Origin of the sequence: Gluconobacter sp. DsW_058 (assembly GCF_002153615.1) — a bacterium.
Taxonomy (GTDB): Bacteria; Pseudomonadota; Alphaproteobacteria; order Acetobacterales; family Acetobacteraceae; genus Gluconobacter; species Gluconobacter cerinus.
The window spans coordinates 62,364-79,423 of record NZ_JOPH01000034.1; the positions used below are offsets into that span (position 1 = coordinate 62,364).

Consider the following 17,060-nt stretch of genomic DNA (forward strand, 5'->3'; position numbering starts at 1 on the left):
CAGCTGGATCAAACCGGATAGGTACTCGTGTAATCCTGAAGAAAATACTCCACTCTCTCAATGAAGAGCGCGGTAAATGGATTGGAAATCTTAGATCTCGCCACGATCGAGAGGGTTTGGGGCTGAGTACCTTGCTCGTTGAGCGACAGAAACTTGAGCTTGCCCTCTGCTCTTTCCTGAATGATGTCCAATGGTGTTAGGAAGGTGATATTTCCCGGGGATAGAGCCATCTGACGCATGAGTTCAATGGAGTTGGTCTCGATGGCTGGCGTCAGGCTCAAGTCGCGGGCGGCATAGAGATCTTCAAGGTGGGGGCGGATGGCCATGCTGTCGTCTGCTACCGTCAGGGGCCATGCGTTGCATTCTTCAAGAGTAATGGATTCCTGATGGGCGAGGGGATGATGCACGCTCATCACGACGCCAAGAGGAACGGTACGCGCAGTCTGAACAACGAGGCTGTTGTCCATTGGAATATCGAACCCAATACCGATATCGGCCTGTCCATTTTTGACTGTCTCGACCAGATCATGTGTGCCGTAGGTGCTGACATGAATACGAACATTCTGATGCGTATTATGAAAGTCAGCCAGAGCGAGTGGTAGAAAGGTCGAAATCGGACCCACCATTGTGGCGATCGAGAATTCGCCGCGTTTGAGACCTTTCAGATCCTCAAGAACTTGCCGCGTGAGGTTCATGTTTTTGAGCGTGTCACGGACGTGAGCGAGCAGGATCTCTCCTGCGGCCGTAAGGACCAGCTTGCGTGGAAGGCGCTGAAAAATTGGGGTGCCCAGGTTATCTTCCAGTGTCAGAATCTGTCGGTTGATAGCCGTTGAGGCCACATTCAGATGCTCGCCTGCCTTTCGGATGGAACCGCAGCGGGCAACCGTATCCAGATAGATGAGAAGGCGACTGTGAAGCATCGTAGTTTTCGCACCGAAAAGATGCAGACTAAGAACGTTCCGAAGATCTTTCAAGAAAAGAGAGTAAACTGCCTACAAGATCCGTTGGTAAGCGCGGTTTTCGTAATTAAGGTGGGGTATGTTGCCTCAAAAGCACACTAGAGTATCCACTGTCCTTGGGCGGAAAATAATAGGCCGAGCGGTAGAGATATAGCCACTCGAAAGTCGCATATTTTCCAGCAAAAAACTCTTATAGATTATTGAAATAAAACATATATTCCTAATATCAAAAAACTGAGCATGATCTATCGATGGAATGTTGCAAAACATGTGAAGGCGTGTGAAAAAGACACATCAGGTGTTCGGGATCTGCCTTGTGTCCTATTTTTGATGTCGGTGTGAGGCAATTATTCGCCTTCTGAGGTAGCGCTCGATTATGTTACGTTTTCGTTATGGGAAAGGGTCTCTTCTGACAGAGATCAGGTCCTGTCAGGAACGAAAATCGTTTTGCAGCAGGAGAAGCCAAAAGGTTATGTGTCCGTACCGATTTGAAAAGTACTCGTCCAGGAAGGCGCTTCTTCTTGTAACGTGTCTGGCTGGCTTTGGTTCGTCGTCTCTTGCTGCATCTGCGCAGGCAGCTTCGAGTGATACTCCAGTCCACCATAAGGCTCACGCGCGTCATGCAGCCCGCCCCCAAGCTGCTGCGGGTCAGAAAAGCGATGTTGTAGCTGTTCCTGCACATCCGAAAATGCGTCGGCCTGCCTCGATCAATTCGACAGGTGATGAACACGTTACAGTGTCGACGTCACGCCTGGCTAGAAGCCGCGGCGGCGGCATGATGCGCGTTGAGACTGCTCCTTACGCAATCCAGACGATCACGAAGGCATTCATTGAGGCTAAAAGTCCGACAAGTACGGCACTTGATCTCATCAAGAACCTGCCAAGCGTAAACGTCTCCACGCCGGATACGTCCGGTATGCAGGGTGGACGTATTCAAAGCCGAAGCCTGACCGATGCTGATATGGCCCTTATGGTCGACGGTGCGCCTGCAGCTAGCGCGGCTTATATGGCCGAAGACATTGATTCAGAAAATCTGGATAGTGTCAGCCTCACGCCGGGTTCGTCCGCAGTTGATCTGCCGGCCACGTCTGCTGCTGCGGGCGTCATGAACGAAGTGTCCCATGATCCGTCGCATGAGTTCGGCGGCTTGATGGATTTCTCATACGGTACGAATAACCTTTCTCGCGAATTCCTGCGCGTTGAGAGTGGTGATATTGCAAAGACTGGCGTTCGCACCTTCCTCTCATTTTCGAATACTCATGCCCGTTCATGGATGGGTGCCGGTATCAACGAGCGCCGTCATCTTGATTTCGGTATTCGCAAGGACTGGGAGAATGGCTCTTTTGCAAAGCTCTTCATGTCCTGGAATAATGAAGACTTTACTATCGACCGGTACCCTACCGCCGCCCAGTTCTACAAGTACAAGGCAACGGGCGAAGGCTACGGGCGCAAGGCTGGGTTTGACTCCAGTGGAAATGACTATTGGAAGAACAATATAGATCATTGGAACCAGATTTTCCTGAGTGCTCCAATTCATATCGTTCTTACAGACAAGCTGCAGTTTGATCTTCGTCCTTATTACAATATGGGTAAAGGTTGGGATGGATCAGCTGGAACAGCTGCAAGTGGTGCTACTAACTACAAATCTGGCGAGACCATTGCTAAAGGTACGCCGATCACAAGTTACTTCCTGGAAAACGCAGCACTTGATGTCGGGGCGACAGCCAAGCTGGGCTATGACATCGACAAGCACAACCATTTTGAGCTTGGTTACTGGTATGAAAATCAGGACTATACCCAGCATTTCCCAACCAGTGTGACGAAAGCAGACGGCTCCAATCCGAGCCCGAACGACTCAACGTATCAGGTGTATTCTGGGACTACTCGTTCCTACCCGGGCAACACAACTGGTTACGAAATTCACTCGCTATTTCTGCAGGACACAGCGAAGTATTTCCATGACCACCTGCTGGTTAACGCTGGCTTTAAATATGTGATGTCCAATGTCTGGTACACAACATATCCTGGACATAAGCAGATGGGCCAGAACCTGACGGCGCCTCTGCCGCACCTGTCCGTCAGCTATCACTTTAATGAGCACCATCAAATTTACATCAATGCTGAGGGTGACTTCCGTCAACCGTCTGCATCAGCATTGGCCAACACGACCTACACTGGGACGCTGCCTAAGAACCAGTATTCTATTAAAGAAGAGCTTGGATATCGGTATAACGACAAGTACGTTATCGTAGACCTCGATCTCTTTAACTACAATATTACCAATCGCTTGCTGACAACGTATCTTGGTAACAACCAATCGGGTGTCGTTAATGCTGGTAATCAGACCGCTCGCGGTTTTGATGCTATGTTCTCTACACAGCCGATCTATGGTTTTAGTCCGTATGTTTCGTTTGAATATCTGAATGCACGAATGGACACGAATATTGCGGCATCTGATGCGAGCGGTAATCTGACGGCCTTCAGGACTAAGGGGACGCAGGCACCTCTGTCTCCGCACGTGATGGCGAATTTTGGTCTGACGTATGTGCATCAAGGGTTCTTCGCAAATGCAACCGTTCACTACACGGGACCGCAGTCCGTCACCATCGCAGGTGATCAGCGTATTCCTGGGTATGTAACGAACACACTGTCACTCGGCTATCACTTCAAGCCAGTGTGGTATGCGAAGTCTCCGACAATCCGTCTGAACTTTACGAACCTGACAGGGTCGATTGTCCGGACTGGTGTCGTAGGTGTGGGTACAAATGCATCGGCTGTTCGTCTGATGAATGGTAATCTTTCAGGCAATGGATCCAGTGCCCAGTTCTATGTTGAGCCGCGCTTCAGCATGACAGGGACGATTTCCACAGGATTCTGATTTTCAAACTCTTTATCAGCCCTCGGAACATTACGTTCCGGGGGCTTTTTTTATTGTTGAGTTTCACGGGCTCGTGGTTGCCGTTTCTTCCCGTCAAAAACAGCAGTGTGATGGTTGTGTCGAGCAACGTGCGGTCTGACGTGTGTCTGGGCTCAGGACGCATAGCCAGAACAAGACGGTTGCAGCGAGGCAGATTGACGAGAAGAAACGGTGGGACATCTGTCATAGTGTGTCGCGACCCGTTTCCAGTCCTTGAGCCTTCCGAACATGATCTCGATGCGATTGCGGCGTTTATATTTTAGCTTGTCGTATTTTACCGGTTTCCTACGGGATTTTCGCCCGGGAATGTAGGGTTTAATCCTTCTCTCCTCTAAGGCACCCCTAAGTCAGTCAGCGTCATAGCCCCAGTCTGTAAGCATCCATTCGGCTGGTAGGAGATCGTCCAGAAGGGCAGCCGCACCGGTGTAATCACTGATCTGGCCTGCTGTCATGAAGAAACCGAGCGGACGTCCGCTCGCATATTCATCCCACCTTTGGTGAGCCCAATCAGACGGCCTGGAGCCCCTTTTTTAACCGCAGGCTCGAAGCTGTGCGATGTGCCTTGAGATAGGACGCATCACTCTTGATCGTCTGAGGCTCTGGCTTTCCGGCCTCCAGTCCCTCCATCATGCGGATGAATATTCCCATAGCACTCCAGCGCTTGCAGCGATCGTAGAGGGTCTTGTGTGGACCGTATTCCCGGAGCGCATCACGCCAGCGTAAACCATTTCTGTTTGCGAAAATGATCCCATTCAACACACGAAGATCATCAACACGAGGTTTGCCATGGCTCTTCGGGAAAAGGGCTGCAGACGCTCCATTTGCTCGTCTGTCAGCCAATACAGGTCACTCATCTCCAGTCTCCTCAAGGAGCCTGAATCATATCCGGCCATTCAATATCAATGGGGCCTGAGCGTAGTCATTAAATTAGAGGGCTCATATTGCCTCTCCTTGCGGAGCAAAAGCATCGCAAGACCCTTGTCTGTGCGGCTTCCAGTAGTACTAAGGTTGCTCTTGAAAGCCGCTGTGTCCACCGTTCAGCGAATAAGATTTTTCGCCAGATCTGAGCCGGATGCTACAAATCCGTAGCACTGGCGAACATTGTAAACAGTTGCGTCTTGGCAAAAATCTGGAGACGTCGTCGCGGAGCAGTCCTCGAGGAGGATGCAGTCGTAACCGAGACATCCTGCATCTGTCAGTGTACTGAGAACGCACTGATCGCTATTGACGCCTGAGAAAAGCAGGGTGTCTACGCGAAGGTTTTTGAGTATTCCTTCGAGTGGCGTGTCCCAAAATCCGCTCATTCGATACTTGGAGATGTGAATATCTTCCGGATCAACTTCGAGCTCGTCAACGATTGCAGCATTCCAACTGCCATCTTCCAGAACTTTGCGGTCTGTGGAGCCTATAGCCGTGCCGATGCCTTTATCTTCACCCGCAGGGTCATAAACATGCAGGACAGAAGGGGGGAGATTAAGCCTGTCCGGGCGGTTTCCCCAATTTAGCCAGATAACAGGGACATCATGCTTTCGAAGCACGGGAAGGAGTGTCTTCAGCGGATCGATGGGGCGGCGGGCAGCCGTGATGTCGACACCAATGGACGCGAGCCAGCCGTCTGGATGGCAGAAGTCGTTCTGCATATCGATCACAATAATCGCGGTACGAGCAAGATCGAACGTCAGTGCCTGAGGCTGGGACGGAACACTAACTGGCCGAGAAGGACGCTCTGGCCGTAAAAGACTTATGGAGGACGCCGTTGCCCCCCAACTGTTAACGTGTGTGCTGCCCAGACGCCTCATTGACTGCCTCCGCACAGCACCGCCAGATCTTCGGCATCGAGCTTGACTGGAACTCCGCTACGGATCAGTTTTCCAAAGTCTTCGTCCGGGGTCATTACTGTCAAAGTGTAGAGCTTGTTGGTGCCTGTATTTTCCAGAACATGCTCTGATCCCGGCTTGACCAGAAGCGCGTCGCCAGCCTTGAGTTCGCAGCTCTGACCATCACACCAGGCGCGGCCTGTACCGGACAGCACGAAAAACATTTCGTCCGCATCAGTATGTGTGTTGGGTGGTGTTGCGCCACCAGGTTCAAAAATTTCGACAACGGCAATAGACGCGTAATCGCCAGCTGTCTTGTCAAACAAAATGGCAAAGTAATTGGTTGAATCCGGGGCAATCCGGAAGGCTTCGACGCTATCAGGGCTGTATTTTGCGAAAGGCATGAGAATTATCTTTCCTGTTTGATCCAAGGAAGAAGAAGGTAGGTTCCGGAGCCGCATTTGAATTGAACTGTCGTCACCTGTTGTTGGTCCAGAGTGGCGGTAATAGGGCTGGCCCCTGTGCCGGGGTTGATTGGAAACACGGGAAAGCAGGAGAGAGACAGGGAGAGTCTCAATCTTTCGCCGGCTTCCAATGTGACGCATGTTCCCCGTAGCGGCAGAGACGTCTGACCAGGGGCGGTCAGCGCATATCCTTCTGCGAGGGGGTGTACTTTGCCGTTCTGATCGATACGCGAGACGCAGGCATGAAGGTCAAAACCGGCGTATTCACTTTCGATTTCAAAGCACCCTGTGATCGTTCCTGCGAGCAGCTGATCGAATTCGAGCGGAAGCATCGTGAATGTCAGGACGTCTGAACGCGCATCAGTGCGGGCACGATCTACTGGGCCTCCCGGAAACCCGAAGCTTCCACCACACGGACCGGAAGGGCGCCACGGATCGAGAGTAAGGCTCTCTGACGGTGCTGTAGGCGCTGTCGACGCGCTCAGAATGCCATCGCGTGTGTCAATCGCGGAGCGACCCGTCCCGACTGGATAGCTTGGAACTGTCCCCGTCGAGAGTGTCGGGAAGTCCTGCCAGCAACAGGCGCCCATATCGAAAAGGCGTACTGGCTTCGTGTCGGGTATGGGGGCAGCTTTTAGATATTGATCGAAGAATGCGATCTGCTGCTGATCAATGTCTGTAATGGCAGCCTCGCCGACGTCCACATCCCCGATATGTCGATCCCACGGAAAGTGAGACCAAGGGCCAACAATCAAGCGTGTTGGCATGTGCGGGGACAGAGCACGATATGCTTCCAGCGTGCCCGGAAGATGGCTGTCGTACCATCCCCCAATCAGTAAAACTGCGGGTGCCAGCTCCGCGATTTCGGTCAACCGCGATGCGGGAGAGATTTTGTCCCAGTAGGCATCTCCCGGAGGCGTCTCCCTCCAGCGGGTATAATGGCTATATTTTGCCAGAAGCGCTTCATGCGTAGGCACTGCTGGTTGTCGCCCATTGAAAGACATGCCTCGACTAGCCGCAAAGAGAGCCTGCTGGGCTTCGTAGTCTCCCTGTAACCTGGCGGTTTCTGCTGCCAGTTGCGTCGCCCAACCTAGATTGGCGCGCATCGGGAATGCCCCATTTTCATACGCCCAGTCCTGATCCAGCTGCCAGCCGATCATGGCAGGCGCAACCGCTTTGAGCGCTGCTGGTTTTTCTCCGGCTGCCAGAAGTTGGTTGCTCCCCTGAAAGGAGAATCCAAACATCCCCACGTGACCATTGCTGCGCGGTAAGGATGCGGCCCAGGCGATCGTATCGGCGCCATCTGTCGCTTCATATTCGAACAGGACAAACTCACCGCCAGAATCTCCGCGTCCCCGCACGTCCTGCATAATGACGATATAGCCGTGACTGGCATACCATTCCGGTGGTGCGTAGCAGAGCGACGTACCAATCTTGCGGCCGTAAGCCTGTCGCATCAGAAGAACGGGGAACGGGCCGTCTCCGTCTGGTTCCCAGATATCAGCAACCAGTGAAACGCCATCCCGCGTTTGCATTGTCTCCGTCCGGCGAGGTTTCAGCGCGAACATCAGATTTCACCTCCCAGAGTTTCGTATGAGGGGAGAGCTGCTTCAAGAATGCGACCGTTTCGGAGAACTGTCCGTCCGGCCTGAGAGCGGCTCATCCATTCATTCATGGAACGAGCTGGAAAGATAATCAGATCCGCTGGTGCACCTTTTTCTAGGCGATGGGTCCTTCCCATCCAGGATCCCGGACGGCTTGTGACCGATTGCGCCCAAGGACGGTGAGTATGATCCAACTGGCCGATCCTCGTACCGCCCTGAAGAATTTCGTGCATGTCAAAGTCCCCGTAAGCGTAGAAGGGGTCTCGGACATTGTCGCTGGCGAGCATGACTGGAATACCCGCGGCATCGAGTTCCTGCAGTAAGGTTACACCTCTCCATCTTGGTGTGCGCCCTGCGGTACGGTCCTGAAGGTACATGTTGCAAAGTGGGAGACTCACAATGCCAATCCCGGCTTCGCCGAGCAGGGAAATAATGTGCGTCTGTTGCGTCTCGCTTTGGACGCTAAGGCTACAGCAATGGCCGCATAAAACCTTTTGACGAAACCGAAGCTTCAGGGCTGTCTGGGCGATCAGTTCCAGAGCCGTTCCGTCTGTTTCTCCATTCTCATCGACATGAAGATCCAGTTCGAGCCCGTATTCTGTGGCTAGTCCAAAGAGAACTTCGAGGGCTTCCGGCGTCGTGTTGTGCTTCATCAGGACGGCGCCCAGAACGCCCCCCTCTGTCTCGGCGACATTTCTCACGATGCCGTCCCGGTCTTCACCCATGTAGCGCTCAGGCATGGTCAGGGAGACGCCTTGCAGAGCAACTTTCCCGGACCATTTCTTTTGAAGGCGACGCAGAAGCGGCCAAACACGGTTCCCGTGCGTGCCGAAGGTGTCCAGGTGCGTTCTTATGGCGCTTGTTCCGTGCGCGTAGGCACAGTTCAGACTGAACTCCATGCGGCGCTCAACGTCTGCGTCCGTCCAATACCCTTCTCGATCCTGAGTTGTGGCTTGCAAGGCCCCCATGAAGGTTCCATCAGGATTGGGTGTGCGCTCCCAGATGAAGGCCTTGTCCAGATGGGTGTGAATATCTGCAAAGCAGGGCCAGACCATCTGACCTTTCAGATCAATCGCTTCACCGACGGAAGAAAAATTTCCTGCCGGTAGAATATCCGAAATTTTCCCATCTGAGAGCGCGATATCGTAGCGCATGGACTCATCAGTAAATGACGAAGGCCGCAGGCCTGCCGGAATAGTCGCGTTCAGGAGGGCCCTTGGGGCGGTGCTGGAAGAAGCTGGAAAAGTCATGAGCGATGTCTCAGAGCAAAGCGCTGGAGGCTGGCTGCTGCGGCATACAGGACGAGGCCTGCGACTGTAATCAGGAACAGTGCCGCGAACATCCGGGGAATATCCATCTGGAAGCCGGATTGAAGGATTTGGTACGCCAAGCCAGCCGAATTGCCGCCGGTTCCGGCAACAAACTCAGCTACAATGGCGCCAACAAGTGAAAGGCCTGTTGCGATGCGCAAGCCCGCCATAAACATGGGAAGAGCACTTGGAATTCGCAGTCGCAGCAGCATTTGAAGGCGGGTGGCTTTGTGCATCTGAAAGTAAGCCGCCAGATCTGGATCTACGCTGCGCAGGCCTTGCAGAGTGTTCGAGATCACAGGGAAGATCGCTACCAATGCTGCGCAGGCAGTGAGGGCGAGGGGAGTATTGTGGATCAGGATGATGATCAGCGGCGCAATGGCTACAATCGGGGTCACCTGCATGATGACCACATAAGGCATCAGGCACCGTTCGATCAGCGGGCTCTGCACCAACAGGAAGGCTATCAGAACACCCCCGAGGACGGCGACAACGAGCGCCGCAAATGTGATTTCCAGAGTGATAAGCAGCGCATGGAGTAATGACACGCCGTCCAGCATCAAAGCACGCCAGATGGCAGACGGAGAGGGCATCAGGTAAGGCGGGATATGCCAGAAGCGACAAATCGCTTCCCATGCTGCCAGAATGATGATTCCGAGCGTGATGGGAGCAAGGAGCGAGAGAGAGCGGGATGTCATCATTGCCGCGCCTCCTGACCAATCATGCTGTCCCGACTGGCATCTTCGAGGAGGATCGCCAATTCTTTGCTGATGCTGGCAAACTCATCGGAAAGGCGGAAAGTTTCGTCGCGAACGATGCCACGGTCTATTTCGTATTGAGCATGAATACGCCCAGGATGAGCTGCCATGACCATCACGCGGCTGGACAGAAATGCAGCCTCATGAAGGGCATGTGTGACGAACAGGGTGGTGAGGCCGTCTTCATAGCAAAGACGGGCCATTTCTTCATCCAAGCGGTTTCTGGTAAATTCGTCCAATGCACCGAATGGCTCATCCATTAGAAGAAGATCTGGTTCGGTAACGAGTGCACGGGCAATGGACACGCGCATTTTCATGCCGCCGGAAAGTTGTGCCGGATATTGATCGGCCACATGACCTAGGCCAACGCGTTCAAGAGCGGCATGGGCACGCTTGTCAGCCGTTGTCCGATCCACTTTTTCCAAATCAAGCGGAAGGCGCACATTTTTCACGATCGTGGCCCATGGCATGAGCGTTGCGTCCTGAAAGACGAACGCCATACGGCGCCCTTTCTGGCCTACGTCCCTGAAGCCACCGCCCCACCAATTCAGTGTGCCAGCCGACGGGGTATGAAGATTGGCGATGAGCTTGAGGAGCGTGCTTTTGCCGCATCCAGATGGCCCAATCAGCGTAACAAAATCTCCTTTCTCTACACTCAGATCGACAGGAGAAAGACCGCGCACGCCGTTGGGGAAAATTTTCTCAACGCTGCTCAGGGAAAGAACGGGACTGCTCATGCGGGGACAGTCGCCAGGCTGTTATGGACGACATCGAGGGTATACCCATCTTTCCATTTCGGACTGTCTGCAATGAGTTGAGCTGAAAGCTGGATGTCGTAAATGCGCTGCCAGCGCTCATTATTGATTGTCATAATTGGTGCTCCCGGTGCGCCCAGAGCTTTGATGTCGCGGAGTTTCTGGCGGGACCACGCGAGTTGGTCCGCGCTCATATCCGGATTGGCTTTACGGATCGCAGCATCCCCCTTGGTGGACTCTCCAAAAATATAGCGTTTCCAGCCTTCGCTGCTGGCCGCGATGAACTTCTGGAGCTCGGGGCCACGTTCTTCGAGAGTCTTGCGGGACACCATCAGCACGTTTCCATAGGCAGCGTAGCCCAAGTCATCGAGGAGTAAGAAATTGAATGGAATACCCGCTTTTTTGGCGCCGTAGGGCTCCGAGGAAACAAAGGCCTGCATGGCCATCTGCGGATTGAAAGCAAAGGGCTGGAGATTATAGGTGTAGGGATGGGCCTGATCTTCCGTGAAGCCATAACGCTTCTTAAGCCACACCCAGAAGCTGGCTCGCCCTTCTGAACTGATCAGAATGGGATGGCCCTTGAGTTCGGCGATGTCATGAATATCCGGGTGGGTCATCACGCCGCCAACGCCTTTCTGGAAAGTCGTAGCGATTGCGACGGCGGGAATGCCCTGCACTGCACAGCGGATGGCTTCTTCACCCTGCATGATGGCAATGTCACATTGTCCCGCCATCAGAAGCTGGGTCATGTTCATCTGGGGGCCACCCATCTGAATTGAAACATCCAGATTTTGAGCACTGTACAGTCCGTCTTCGGAGGCCTGGTAGTAGCCTCCGTGCTCTGCCTGAGCATACCAGTTGGTCAGCAGACTCAGGGGCCTGGATGCCGCTTTTGCTCGCCCAGAGGGTAGGGAAGACACCGCGCCCGCAGCCATGATGCCGCGGAGCATACTGCGTCGATCAAGCCTGTAAGGTGTCATGAGCTGCCTCCCAACGTCCATTTATAATTAGACCGTAACGGTTTTTTTGTCTCCGTGGGAAGAGCTATTCTGCTGCAGGACCGATACCTTTTTAACCCATTTGTGCGCGCAAAAAGGATGCACTCATTCTTTTTGCTGAGTGAAAATACAAACTCCCAGCATGGTCATAAAAAACCGGAAGGCGGCTTCCTGTCCGTTCCAGCTATGGGATTGCCACATCGCGAACCACTCGCCTCCGACGACAGAGAAGCCGAAAAACCAGATGAGAAATCCTACGGCCGTCGCGACGGGAACAAGGGTATGAGCGGCCTTAAAGGCCGGACTAGCCATGTTGATCGCCTTCGCCATCTTCCAGGCCGCAAACGAAAAAAGAGCACCGGTTGCGAATTCAGCGCCAATAATCAGGACGTAAAAAATATGCCACAGCAGCGGGACTGAGATCGCGCGCCATCTGAGGCTGTTGCCGGGAAACGTGGTATCCATCGACAGAACGTGACGAACAAATGCGTAGTTCGAACCATAATCTGTAATATTATTAAGTGCGACGAGAAGGCCGAAGACTCCCAGAGACGCGACCATTACCGTTTTGGAGAGACGATTCAGGCGCACGGAGCGCGTAGGCATTGACTGTGTTGAAAGTTCGGACATGGCTGGCTCCTGTTTTTTGAAACGCTAGCGGAATGCCCGTAAAATTTGCGCCCTCTTTTTTGCATCGCTCCTGTCGAAAATAGATGCTTTAAAAGCTGCGATCTTCCTGTTTCATCTATCTTTTCGTTCCGGGATGATATCATATCGGAGCCGGGAATGTGTTGGCTCGTCCTCATTGGGGCGTGTCATTCCACACAAGAGACAACGGAAGACAAGCCCATGACAAGCAGTTCCGAGACGGTTTTCTGGCCCAAAAAGCGCTGGTGTGACATGATTTCCCGCCAGTTTCGTCAGCTTCCCCCTGAGACTGTGGCCATTCTTCCTGTGGCGGCGGTGGAACAGCATGGTCCACATCTTCCGGTCTATGTGGATGCCTGTATCAATGAAATGCTGCTTGATAAGGCAATGGAGGCGCTCCCCGCGACCGTCCCCGCGACCGCACTTCCTATTCAGGCTGTTGGCAAAAGCGAAGAGCATGTTGCTTATCCTGGAACACTGACCCTCAGCGCGCAGACCCTCACGCAGGTCCTCATCGAAATTGGTGAAAGCGTCGCACGATCTGGTGTGAAGAGGTTGGTGCTCCTGAATTCCCATGGTGGGCAGCCACAGATCCTGGATATCGTTGCCAGAACGCTCCGCCGGACCCATGGAATGTTTGTTGTCTGTGTTGGCTGGTCGCGTTTTGGCGTGCCGGATGGCATGTTTACCGAAGAGGAGCGCCGGTATGGGATTCATGGTGGCGACATTGAAACATCCCTGATGCTTCACCTGCGACCGGATCTTGTTGAGATGGAACGCGCTGATAATTTCGAGCCATGGCCCCAGAAGCTGGCCGAGACGGCCAAATGGCTGGAAGCAGAGGGTCGTGTCGGCTTTGGTTGGTTGACGCACGATATTCACCCGTCAGGTGCGGCAGGAAATGCTGGAATTGCTACGGCCGAGAAGGGCGAAGCTGTTGCCAATCAGTGGATTGAAGGTTTTCTTGAGCTTCTTGCCGAGATTGCTGAATATCCGCTGGATCGTCTTCGTCCCATTACGGAGGATCTGGGTCTATGAGCTCGGTTGAGACCTTCCTATCGCTCCTTTGCGATATTCCTGTTCAGACGGTGCCGGCTCTTGTGAAGCGGAAAAGCCGTGATTTTTACTGGTATAGTCCGGTTCTGAAGCGGCAGCTTGATAGCTGTTTTGGCGATTGTATCGTTATGCCGCGCAATGAAGAGGATCTTCTTCATATTGCGCGGGTGGCACGTGAGACAAAAACGCCACTTACTCCGCGTGGGGGCGGCACCGGGAATTATGGACAGGCCGTTCCGATGGAGGGAGGCGCTGTCGTTGAAATGACGGAGTTCAATAAGCTCCTTTGGGTCAAGGACGGTGTCGCACGCGTACAGGCGGGCATGAACATGCTGGACTTGGATCGTGCTCTGCATGAATTGGGCTGGGAAGTCCGCATGTATCCGTCCACAAAACGGACGGCAACGATCGGCGGATTTATTGCGGGTGGATCCGGCGGTATTGGGTCTGTTCGATGGGGCGGTCTTTCGTCACCGGGGAATATTCTGGGGCTCCGCTTTGTCACTCTGGGTGAAAATCCGGAAGCTCTCGAACTTCGCGGCTCTGACGCGAGGGGTATTCTTCACACCTACGGTACGACAGGCCTGATTACCGAACTGGAAATTGGTGTTGAGCCAGCCGTGGATTGGCAGGATATGGCCATCTCATTCGGCACGTTTGAAGAAGCAGCGGTTTTTGCACGTGATATTGCGCTTCAGGCCGGTATTCAGAAGAAGCTGGTGTCTGTTGTTGACGGTGACCTGCCACCATTTTTCGCATCCGTACGCGAGCACGTGCCAGATGGTGCATCGTTAGTCATTCTCATGATCGCTCCGGCAGGTATTGAGACGGTTAAGGCGCTTGCAGAAGCGGCCAACGGTCACCTCTGTTATGAAGCCAACACCAGAGAAGCTGAGGACACGGCGGGTGCAACTCCGCTTTATGAGCTGACATGGAACCACACGACGCTTCAGGTTCTGAAGAAAGATCGTGGTTACACGTATCTGCAGTGCGGTTATCCGCATGTCGGGACACTAGAGAAGGTGGCGGAAATCCGTGCGCTTTTCCCTGATGACCTGATGATGCATCTGGAATTCTTTCCGATGGGCGGTCATGTGAGTTGTGCTGCATTGCCGGTTATTCGCTTCACTGACGAAGAGCGCCTGAACTATATCATCGAGGAACACGAGAAGCGGGGGGTCAATATTGCCAACCCGCATGTCGTGACCATTGAGGAGGGTGGCATGCACCGTGTGGCATCACCGGATCTGGCCGCAATCAAGAAGCGATATGATCCGATGTTACTTCTGAACCCCGGAAAGATGCTCAGCGCCAAAACGCTGAAGGCAGAGGGTTAAAGATTATGGGCCGGAAAGATCTTCTTTCCGGCCTTTTTTATTGTGGTTGCGAAAGAGCCGGATAGCTGAAGTTTAATTCTGCCCGATTAAAAGCACTTTTCACGGTATTGGCCAGTAATGTGCAGGTTGTCAGTGGACCAACACCATCTGGAACCGCGGTAACCGCATAGGCGATATCTTCGACAGATTTGAGATCGACATCTCCAACGACACGCCCCTCATCCGGGCAATAGCTGATCCCTATGTCGATGAGGCAACTCTCTGGTTTGATCCAGTCCGCAGTCACTAATCTGGCTTTTCCTACCGCTGAAAAGAGAACATCTGCTTTCCTGCAATGCGACTTGATGTCCTGAGTATCGATGTGAACAACGGAAACCGTTGCGCCGCGATCTAGAAGCCGCATGGTCAAAGGGCGCCCGACAACGGGCGAACTGCCAATAATGACACAGTTTTTTCCGCGCAGATCTCCGACGAGATGTTCTGTCGCCATCAAGGCACCTGTTGCCGTGCAGGGCTCGAAGTATGGAGCGCCGTTCATGATGCTTCCAAGATTGAGTGGATGGAGACAATCCACATCTTTCTCCGGGGGAAGGGCGTCTATGATGGCTTGGCGGGAAATTTCTTCCGGGAGTGGGAAGAGAATCAGAATTCCATCGATCTGCTTGTTAGCACCAAGTTCTCGGACCGTTTGGCAAAAATTTCTTTCATTTTGTCCCGCAATGTCAACAACTTGTAAGTTTATGCCGGCTTGTTCCGCCAGTCCGCTAATGCGACGCAGATAGGCTGATGGCCCCGCGTCAGAAGAGCCGGTGACGACCGCGAGAGTGGGCGTACGGTCCAGAATTTTCTGCTGTGAGCGGATCTGTGCTTTGAGTCTGGCCAAATAGCTTTGGGCAAGCTCAGAGGTACGCAGGATGATTGTCATTTGTGGGTCTCACAGGGCACTTACAAGATAAGTTGCGCATCGCTGAAGGTGGGGAACCAGATCCTTCTGGATCTGTGTCATGGAGTATCGGCTGGTTGGAAAGACGATGCTGAGCGCACCAGCAGTTTGGCCATTTACATTAAAGGCAGGCACCCCAAGGGCACGCAGATCGCTTTGCGGAGACACATCTCTCAAGGCGAAACCCTGAGAGTGAACGTCTTTAAGACTTTTAGCCACGCATGCCGCTTCTGTTTCAGAAAGGCCTGAGGTGGCCAGTATGGTCTGTTGTCTGATCTTGGGTAAAAAGGCGCAAATTGCTTGACCAGTTGCGGTTCTGGCAAGAGACATGCTGCTACCAATAGTATGCCCAGACATTTCGGCAGATTTGTCTGCGGGATTATGAAAAACATAAATTGCCTCGTCTGCGTCCAGCAGAGCGAGAGAAATGGATTCTCCGATAACAATGGATTCAGCTCGAAGAACCGGCCCGATAAGATGACCGATGGAGCGGCTTTGTAGAAAGCCAAGCCCCAATTTCAAGGCGCGTGCTGTAAGCCTGTAGCGCTGATCGATACTCCGGACATATCCGAGGACTTCCAACGTTCTGACAAGTCGCCTCGTGGCCGCCCGCGTATGCCCTACCAGACGCGCAATGTCTGCGACGGTCATGTCTGTTTGGCCATTTTCAAAAGCACGTAGGACCTCGAGGCCCTTAACAAATGTCAGGGAAATCTCTGTATCGGGAACAGGCGAGGGCTGGTCCATAAACAAATCCGTTTCTAGGCAAAAAAACTATGCATAGCCGTTACGAATATCATTGCAGGCTGAAAATGATTATGCCTAAAATAAATATAACGAACAAGTGTTCGATTATCGAGCAAAGCTCTTTTTGATAGAATCAGAAAAACAGGGAACCCCGCGTGAAAGTCCACGTCATTTTCGCCCACCCGCTTGAAGATAGCTTCAATGCGGCACTCTTCAGGCTGGTAACGCAGACACTGGAAGCTGAAGGGCACGAAGTCGATGCTCTGGACCTGTATCGGGACAATTTCGATCCTGTTTTAAGCCCGCAAGATCGTATCGAGTATCACGATGTTAGTATTAATCAGCATCGCGTAGCGGATTACGTGAAGCGTCTGCAAAGTACGGATGTACTAATTTTGTGTCATCCTGTTTGGAATTTTGGTTGGCCTGCAATTCTTAAAGGCTATTTTGATCGCGTTTTTCTTCCGGACGTTTCCTTCAAGTTGATAGATGGAAAGCTTTCTCCTGGCTTTACAAATATCAAGAAGGTCATGACCGTCACGACTTACGGTTGCCCGCGGCATCGTGCGTTTGTTCTTGGTGATCCACCACGGAAGAATGGGACACGTTTTCTGCGCGCCGTCATGAACCGTCGTGTCAGCGTCGATTACCTGGGGCTTTACAATATGAATAACACCACGTTGAACGCCCGTCGGACGTTTATGAAAAAAATCATTCGTCGTCTCAAAGCTATCTGAGACCGTTTCT

At 52.8% G+C, this 17,060-nt stretch carries 15 protein-coding genes and 1 pseudogene; 4 read left to right on the plus strand and 12 right to left on the minus strand.

What is annotated here, in order from left to right; all coding sequences use genetic code 11:
- Positions 1–8: 8 nt before the first annotated feature.
- Positions 9–920, minus strand: coding sequence for a LysR family transcriptional regulator (locus HK24_RS06945; RefSeq protein ID WP_233126160.1), 912 nt, complete (start codon positions 918–920; stop codon positions 9–11).
- Positions 921–1,431: 511 nt separating this feature from the next.
- Between HK24_RS06945 and HK24_RS06950 the strand changes: the two genes are divergently transcribed.
- Positions 1,432–3,837 (plus strand): TonB-dependent receptor, encoded by a 2,406-nt coding sequence (locus HK24_RS06950; RefSeq protein ID WP_086633858.1) that lies wholly within the window; start codon positions 1,432–1,434, stop codon positions 3,835–3,837.
- Positions 3,838–3,999: 162 nt separating this feature from the next.
- Here HK24_RS06950 and HK24_RS06955 read toward each other — a convergent pair.
- The 9 genes and pseudogenes from HK24_RS06955 to HK24_RS06995 all read right to left on the minus strand — a co-directional run.
- Positions 4,000–4,730, minus strand: a pseudogene (locus HK24_RS06955) (IS5 family transposase); the annotation flags it as partial.
- A gap of 183 nt (positions 4,731–4,913) precedes the next feature.
- Positions 4,914–5,675 (minus strand): cysteine hydrolase family protein, encoded by a 762-nt coding sequence (locus HK24_RS06960; protein WP_086633859.1) that lies wholly within the window; start codon positions 5,673–5,675, stop codon positions 4,914–4,916.
- On the minus strand, positions 5,672–6,097 hold the full coding sequence (locus HK24_RS06965) for a cupin domain-containing protein (protein ID WP_086633860.1): 426 nt from the start codon (positions 6,095–6,097) through the stop codon (positions 5,672–5,674). Before HK24_RS06965 ends, HK24_RS06960 begins: the two co-directional genes overlap by 4 nt.
- A 5-nt stretch (positions 6,098–6,102) precedes the next feature.
- Positions 6,103–7,725 (minus strand): CocE/NonD family hydrolase, encoded by a 1,623-nt coding sequence (locus HK24_RS06970; RefSeq protein ID WP_086633861.1) that lies wholly within the window; start codon positions 7,723–7,725, stop codon positions 6,103–6,105.
- Entirely contained in the window at positions 7,725–9,011 is a 1,287-nt protein-coding gene (locus HK24_RS06975) for a cytosine deaminase (protein WP_086633862.1), read from the minus strand. Before HK24_RS06975 ends, HK24_RS06970 begins: the two co-directional genes overlap by 1 nt.
- Entirely contained in the window at positions 9,008–9,772 is a 765-nt protein-coding gene (locus HK24_RS06980) for an ABC transporter permease (protein WP_086633863.1), read from the minus strand. The genes HK24_RS06975 and HK24_RS06980 overlap by 4 nt, the downstream gene beginning before the upstream one ends.
- On the minus strand, positions 9,769–10,566 hold the full coding sequence (locus HK24_RS06985; protein ID WP_086633864.1) for an ABC transporter ATP-binding protein: 798 nt from the start codon (positions 10,564–10,566) through the stop codon (positions 9,769–9,771). The genes HK24_RS06980 and HK24_RS06985 overlap by 4 nt, the downstream gene beginning before the upstream one ends.
- Entirely contained in the window at positions 10,563–11,564 is a 1,002-nt protein-coding gene (locus HK24_RS06990; RefSeq protein ID WP_233126161.1) for an ABC transporter substrate-binding protein, read from the minus strand. The genes HK24_RS06985 and HK24_RS06990 overlap by 4 nt, the downstream gene beginning before the upstream one ends.
- Before the next feature lie 123 nt (positions 11,565–11,687).
- Complete coding sequence (locus HK24_RS06995; RefSeq protein ID WP_086633866.1) at positions 11,688–12,212, minus strand: DUF2165 family protein; 525 nt, start codon at positions 12,210–12,212, stop codon at positions 11,688–11,690.
- A gap of 219 nt (positions 12,213–12,431) precedes the next feature.
- Between HK24_RS06995 and HK24_RS07000 the strand changes: the two genes are divergently transcribed.
- Together HK24_RS07000 and HK24_RS07005 are read left to right on the plus strand one after the other, a co-directional pair.
- Complete coding sequence (locus tag HK24_RS07000) at positions 12,432–13,268, plus strand: creatininase family protein (protein WP_086633867.1); 837 nt, start codon at positions 12,432–12,434, stop codon at positions 13,266–13,268.
- Entirely contained in the window at positions 13,265–14,623 is a 1,359-nt protein-coding gene (locus tag HK24_RS07005; RefSeq protein WP_086633868.1) for an FAD-binding oxidoreductase, read from the plus strand. The genes HK24_RS07000 and HK24_RS07005 overlap by 4 nt, the downstream gene beginning before the upstream one ends.
- A gap of 37 nt (positions 14,624–14,660) precedes the next feature.
- On the opposite strand, the gene HK24_RS07010 is transcribed toward HK24_RS07005, so the two are convergent.
- A complete protein-coding gene (locus HK24_RS07010) occupies positions 14,661–15,548 on the minus strand; it encodes a bifunctional 5,10-methylenetetrahydrofolate dehydrogenase/5,10-methenyltetrahydrofolate cyclohydrolase (RefSeq protein ID WP_086633869.1) in 888 nt (295 codons plus the stop codon).
- A 9-nt stretch (positions 15,549–15,557) separates the two neighbouring features.
- A complete protein-coding gene (locus HK24_RS07015) occupies positions 15,558–16,313 on the minus strand; it encodes an IclR family transcriptional regulator (RefSeq protein ID WP_086633870.1) in 756 nt (251 codons plus the stop codon).
- A gap of 155 nt (positions 16,314–16,468) precedes the next feature.
- Between HK24_RS07015 and HK24_RS07020 the strand changes: the two genes are divergently transcribed.
- Positions 16,469–17,050 (plus strand): NAD(P)H-dependent oxidoreductase, encoded by a 582-nt coding sequence (locus HK24_RS07020; RefSeq protein WP_064274384.1) that lies wholly within the window; start codon positions 16,469–16,471, stop codon positions 17,048–17,050.
- The last annotated feature ends 10 nt before the right edge of the window (positions 17,051–17,060 follow it).

Excerpts from the sequence above, each read along its gene's own strand:
- HK24_RS06945 (WP_233126160.1), bottom strand. The coding sequence starts at position 920 with ATGCTTCACAGTCGCCTTCTCATCTATCTGGATACGGTTGCCCGCTGC.
- HK24_RS06950 (WP_086633858.1), top strand. The coding sequence starts at position 1,432 with ATGTGTCCGTACCGATTTGAAAAGTACTCGTCCAGGAAGGCGCTTCTT.
- HK24_RS06960 (WP_086633859.1), bottom strand. The coding sequence starts at position 5,675 with ATGAGGCGTCTGGGCAGCACACACGTTAACAGTTGGGGGGCAACGGCG.
- HK24_RS06965 (WP_086633860.1), bottom strand. The coding sequence starts at position 6,097 with ATGCCTTTCGCAAAATACAGCCCTGATAGCGTCGAAGCCTTCCGGATT.
- HK24_RS06970 (WP_086633861.1), bottom strand. The coding sequence starts at position 7,725 with ATGTTCGCGCTGAAACCTCGCCGGACGGAGACAATGCAAACGCGGGAT.
- HK24_RS06975 (WP_086633862.1), bottom strand. The coding sequence starts at position 9,011 with ATGACTTTTCCAGCTTCTTCCAGCACCGCCCCAAGGGCCCTCCTGAAC.
- HK24_RS06980 (WP_086633863.1), bottom strand. The coding sequence starts at position 9,772 with ATGATGACATCCCGCTCTCTCTCGCTCCTTGCTCCCATCACGCTCGGA.
- HK24_RS06985 (WP_086633864.1), bottom strand. The coding sequence starts at position 10,566 with ATGAGCAGTCCCGTTCTTTCCCTGAGCAGCGTTGAGAAAATTTTCCCC.
- HK24_RS06990 (WP_233126161.1), bottom strand. The coding sequence starts at position 11,564 with ATGACACCTTACAGGCTTGATCGACGCAGTATGCTCCGCGGCATCATG.
- HK24_RS06995 (WP_086633866.1), bottom strand. The coding sequence starts at position 12,212 with ATGTCCGAACTTTCAACACAGTCAATGCCTACGCGCTCCGTGCGCCTG.
- HK24_RS07000 (WP_086633867.1), top strand. The coding sequence starts at position 12,432 with ATGACAAGCAGTTCCGAGACGGTTTTCTGGCCCAAAAAGCGCTGGTGT.
- HK24_RS07005 (WP_086633868.1), top strand. The coding sequence starts at position 13,265 with ATGAGCTCGGTTGAGACCTTCCTATCGCTCCTTTGCGATATTCCTGTT.
- HK24_RS07010 (WP_086633869.1), bottom strand. The coding sequence starts at position 15,548 with ATGACAATCATCCTGCGTACCTCTGAGCTTGCCCAAAGCTATTTGGCC.
- HK24_RS07015 (WP_086633870.1), bottom strand. The coding sequence starts at position 16,313 with ATGGACCAGCCCTCGCCTGTTCCCGATACAGAGATTTCCCTGACATTT.